The sequence below is a fragment of the Pelomonas aquatica genome, from assembly GCF_026712205.1.
GTDB lineage: Bacteria > Pseudomonadota > Gammaproteobacteria > Burkholderiales > Burkholderiaceae_C > Pelomonas > Pelomonas aquatica.
In genome coordinates this window covers 1-3,637 of record NZ_JAPPUW010000046.1, presented here as the reverse complement: position 1 = coordinate 3,637, position 3,637 = coordinate 1, and the positions used below count along the sequence as shown (strand labels likewise).

Below are 3,637 nucleotides of genomic sequence, written 5' to 3'. Positions count from 1 at the left end.
ACTGCGAGCGTGTTCATGGGTCGTTTCTCGTTGCTGTGAATGCTTGGGAAGCTTGCGATTCTCACTGCTTGTGTGTGGCATCCCGATCTCGGGCATCCCGCAAAGCGGTGTCCAGCGCAGCACCGCCCCGGACCGGGAAGCTGCCCGTCAAGCCGCCTGCTTCAGTCCTTGGCCTCCAGCGCCACGCGCAGCGCGCGCAGCACGTCGCGCTGCTGCTCCTCCATGCCCACCCACAGCGGCAGGCGCAGCAGGCGGTCGCTGGTGTTGTTCGTCACGGGCAATTCGCCGTGCGTGCGCGCATAGCGCTTGCCGGCCGGCGCGCTGTGCAGCGGGATGTAATGGAACACCGACTGCACGCCCTGTGCCTTCAGGCTGTTGATCACAGCCGTGCGGCGCGCCAGGTCCGGCAGCAGGATGTAGTACATATGGGCGTTGTGCTGGCAGTGGCCCGGCACGATGGGACGGCGCAGCAGGCCTTCCGCCTCGTACGAGGACAACGCCTGGTGATAGACATCCCACATCAGCAGGCGCCGACGGTTGATGGCGTCAACCTCCTCGAACTGCGCGACCAGGAAGGCCGCCACGATCTCGCCTGGCAGGTAGGACGAACCCACGTCGACCCAGGTGTATTTGTCCACCTGGCCGCGGAAGAACTGGCTGCGGTTGGTGCCCTTCTCGCGGATGATTTCCGCCCGCTCGGCTAGCCGCGATACGTTGACCAGCAGCGCCCCACCCTCACCCGCGATGACGTTCTTCGTTTCGTGGAAGCTCAGGGCCGCCAGTTCGCCCATCGAACCCAGGGGCCGGCGCCGGTAGCTCGACCCCAGGCCCTGCGCCGCATCCTCGATGACCAGCAGGTTGTGGCGCCGCGCGATCTCCAGGATGGCATCCATCTCGCAAGACACGCCGGCGTAATGCACGGGCACGATGGCTCGCGTCCTGGGCGTGATCGCGGCCTCGATGAGACGCTCATCCAGGTTCAGCGTATCGGGGCGGATGTCGACGAACACCGGCACCGCACCGCGCAGCACGAAGGCGTTGGCGGTGGACACGAAGGTGAACGAGGGCATGATGACCTCGTCGCCCGGTTCCAGATCGGCCAGCAGCGCGGCCATCTCAAGGCCGGCCGTGCAGGAATGGGTCAGCAAGGCCTTCTGGCAACCGATGGTCTTCTCCAGCCAGTGGTGGCACTGCTTGGTGAATCCACCGTCGCCAGCAAGATGGCCCTTGGCATGGGCCTGGGCGATGTACCAAAGCTCCTTGCCGGTCATATAGGGCTTGTTGAAAGGGATCATCGTCAAGACTCCCGAGTCGGGGGTAGCGCCGAGGCAGGTTCGGCGCGAAATACCCAATGGCGTTGCAGAAGGAACAACAAGATCGCCGTGAGCAGGATGGCGATGCCCTGCACCCATTGATGCGGCCAGCCGGCGTAGTGGTGCAAAAGGCCCAGCATCGCGAGGTTGAAGGCATAGCCGAAGGCATAGGCAGCGACATAGCGGGCGAATGCCCTGGGGGCGGCTGCGCGCGATGCGAAACTCCACCGGCGGTTGAAGACGAAGGTCTGCAGCACGCCCAGCGCATACATCAGGCTCATCGCCGGAATCGGGGCCAGCCCGGCGGACGTGAGCACGACATAGAGGCAAAAGAGCAAGGCGTTGGACCCCAGGCCGACGACCGCATAACGCCAGAACTGGCTGAACCAGTGCATCCGCTCGCTCATGCGAGCCCCAACGGCGGCAGCGCGCCACGGTGCAGCGTGGTTTCCGCGCGCTCGAAGCGGAAACCCAGTTGGCCGTAGAGGGCCAGCACGGGCAGGTTATGCCCCGAGATGGCCGTGCGCAGTTGCCGGCACCCATGCTCGCGATGCCAGTTCATGACCATTCGCCAAAGGCGCTTGCCCACCCCCCGGCCTTGAAATGCCGCGGCCACCGCCGTCAGATGCCAGTAGGCCGAGCGCTGCCCCGCCTGCTCGCGCTCCTGCACGATGAAGAACCCGGCGATCTCGCCCTCCAGTTCCGCCACCAGGACCTGCTGGGCAGGATCCTTGGCGCTGTTGCGCACCCAGGTGGCATAGCGGGCCGCGCCACGCTGCGGGCAGATCAGCGGATCGATGAAGAACCGGCTCGTGACGAACGACTGCTCGGCAATGGTCTGTACCTCGGGCAGCTCGTCGGGCCGCATGGGCCGCAACGTCAACCCAGGATCCACGGCAGCTGGCGGTATGGCCTGGAGATCGGGCAGGAGCGGGAAGTACATCGTCTCCATCCACCGAAACCCCCGCTCCTGCAGCCAGGCCATTTCCGCGAGGCGGCGTGCGTCGAGCTTGCAAACCTCCAGCGCAACGGCACGTTCCGCGGCCCAGCGCTCATACCCGGAGAAGTCGGATGCTGCCTGCAGCGGCTGGCGCAATTCGAAGCCTTCGAGCTGCGCGACGCGGCTGCCGAAGATCTCCGTGTCCCAGGGGACCTCGAAATAGCTGAACCGCAGGGCCGGTGTGTCGACGCCCAGGCGCTCAAAGCTCAGCATCGGCCGGCGCCCGCGACAGAGGGTTGGCGGGCTGGACGCCAGCAAACTGGCCGACCTGCTCGGTGATCAGGTAGGTCGGGCGCTCCATGGTGCGGAAATGCATGCGCGCAAGATATTCGCCAATGATGCCCAGCGCAAACAGCTGCGCCCCGGAGAAGATGGCCACGATGGATGCCAGGAAGGCAAAACCCGGCACGGCCACGCCGTTGATGAAGTAGCTCCCCACGACGTAAGCCAGCACGCCAAGCCCGAACAGCGTGAAGGCGAAGCCGATCCAGCTCGCCGCCTGCAGTGGCGCGGTGCTGAAGCCGGTAACCATGTTGAAGGCATGGGCGATGAGCTTGCGCAGCGAGTAGCCGGACTCGCCGAGCACGCGCTCGTCATGCTTGACCTCCACATAGCTGAAGCGGCTGCTTCCCCAGGTCAACAGCACGTCAAGGGAAAGGAAGGGGCTGCGATAGGTCGCGAACGCATCCCTCAGCCGGGTGCGAAAAACCCGAAAGGCACTGACGTGCCGCGCGGTGCTTGCGCCCATGGCTTGCTGCAGCACGAGCTTGGTGATCTTGGAAGCCATGTCGCGCAGGAAGCCATGCTGCTCGCGCGCCGGCTTGCCGTAAACCACGTCGAACCCCTCGCCCAGCCGCGCAAGCAGCTTGTGGATTTCTTCGGGCGGGTTCTGAAGATCGTCGTCGAGCGTCACGATCAGCGGATGCTGGGCCGCCCGGATGCCGGCCAGCAGCGCATTGTGCTGGCCGAAATTGCGCCCCATGCGGAGCCCCCTGATGCGGTCATCCAGCGCAGCCAGCCGGACGATTTCTTCCCAGGAACCATCGTGGCCACCGTCTTCGACGAGCAGGATCTCGAAGGATCGCCCCAGGCGCTCCAGCGCAGCCGTGAGCCGTGAATGGAGGAGCTCCAGCCCGTCCTTCGACCGGAAGACCGGGACGATGACCGAAAGCCCCTCGTTGCCAAGTTGCGCGCTCATCGCCGCCTCACAGGCGCCAGAGGCGGAAGCCCGCGTCGATGAGCGCCTTGCTGTCGAAGGCCGCCTTCACGTCGATGAAGGCCCCGCCCTTGACCAGCTTCCTGCCGATCTCCTGCGCCGTCAGGC

At 65.4% G+C, this 3,637-nt stretch carries 4 protein-coding genes; all 4 read right to left on the bottom strand.

Going from position 1 to position 3,637, the window contains the following annotated elements; genetic code table 11:
- Nucleotides 1-161 precede the first annotated feature (161 nt).
- From rffA to NYP07_RS23785, 4 genes are read right to left on the bottom strand one after another with little or no spacing between them, the layout of a single operon-like run.
- A complete protein-coding gene (gene rffA, locus NYP07_RS23800; protein WP_268154686.1) occupies nucleotides 162-1,295 on the bottom strand; it encodes a dTDP-4-amino-4,6-dideoxygalactose transaminase in 1,134 nt (377 codons plus the stop codon).
- 2 nt (nucleotides 1,296-1,297) lie between these two features.
- Entirely contained in the window at nucleotides 1,298-1,708 is a 411-nt protein-coding gene (locus NYP07_RS23795; RefSeq protein ID WP_268154684.1) for a GtrA family protein, read from the bottom strand.
- An 8-nt stretch (nucleotides 1,709-1,716) separates the two neighbouring features.
- Nucleotides 1,717-2,526, bottom strand: coding sequence for a GNAT family N-acetyltransferase (locus NYP07_RS23790; RefSeq protein WP_268154682.1), 810 nt, complete (start codon nucleotides 2,524-2,526; stop codon nucleotides 1,717-1,719).
- Nucleotides 2,513-3,511, bottom strand: coding sequence for a glycosyltransferase family 2 protein (locus tag NYP07_RS23785; protein ID WP_268154680.1), 999 nt, complete (start codon nucleotides 3,509-3,511; stop codon nucleotides 2,513-2,515). Before NYP07_RS23785 ends, NYP07_RS23790 begins: the two co-directional genes overlap by 14 nt.
- Between the last annotated feature and the right edge of the window lie 126 nt (nucleotides 3,512-3,637).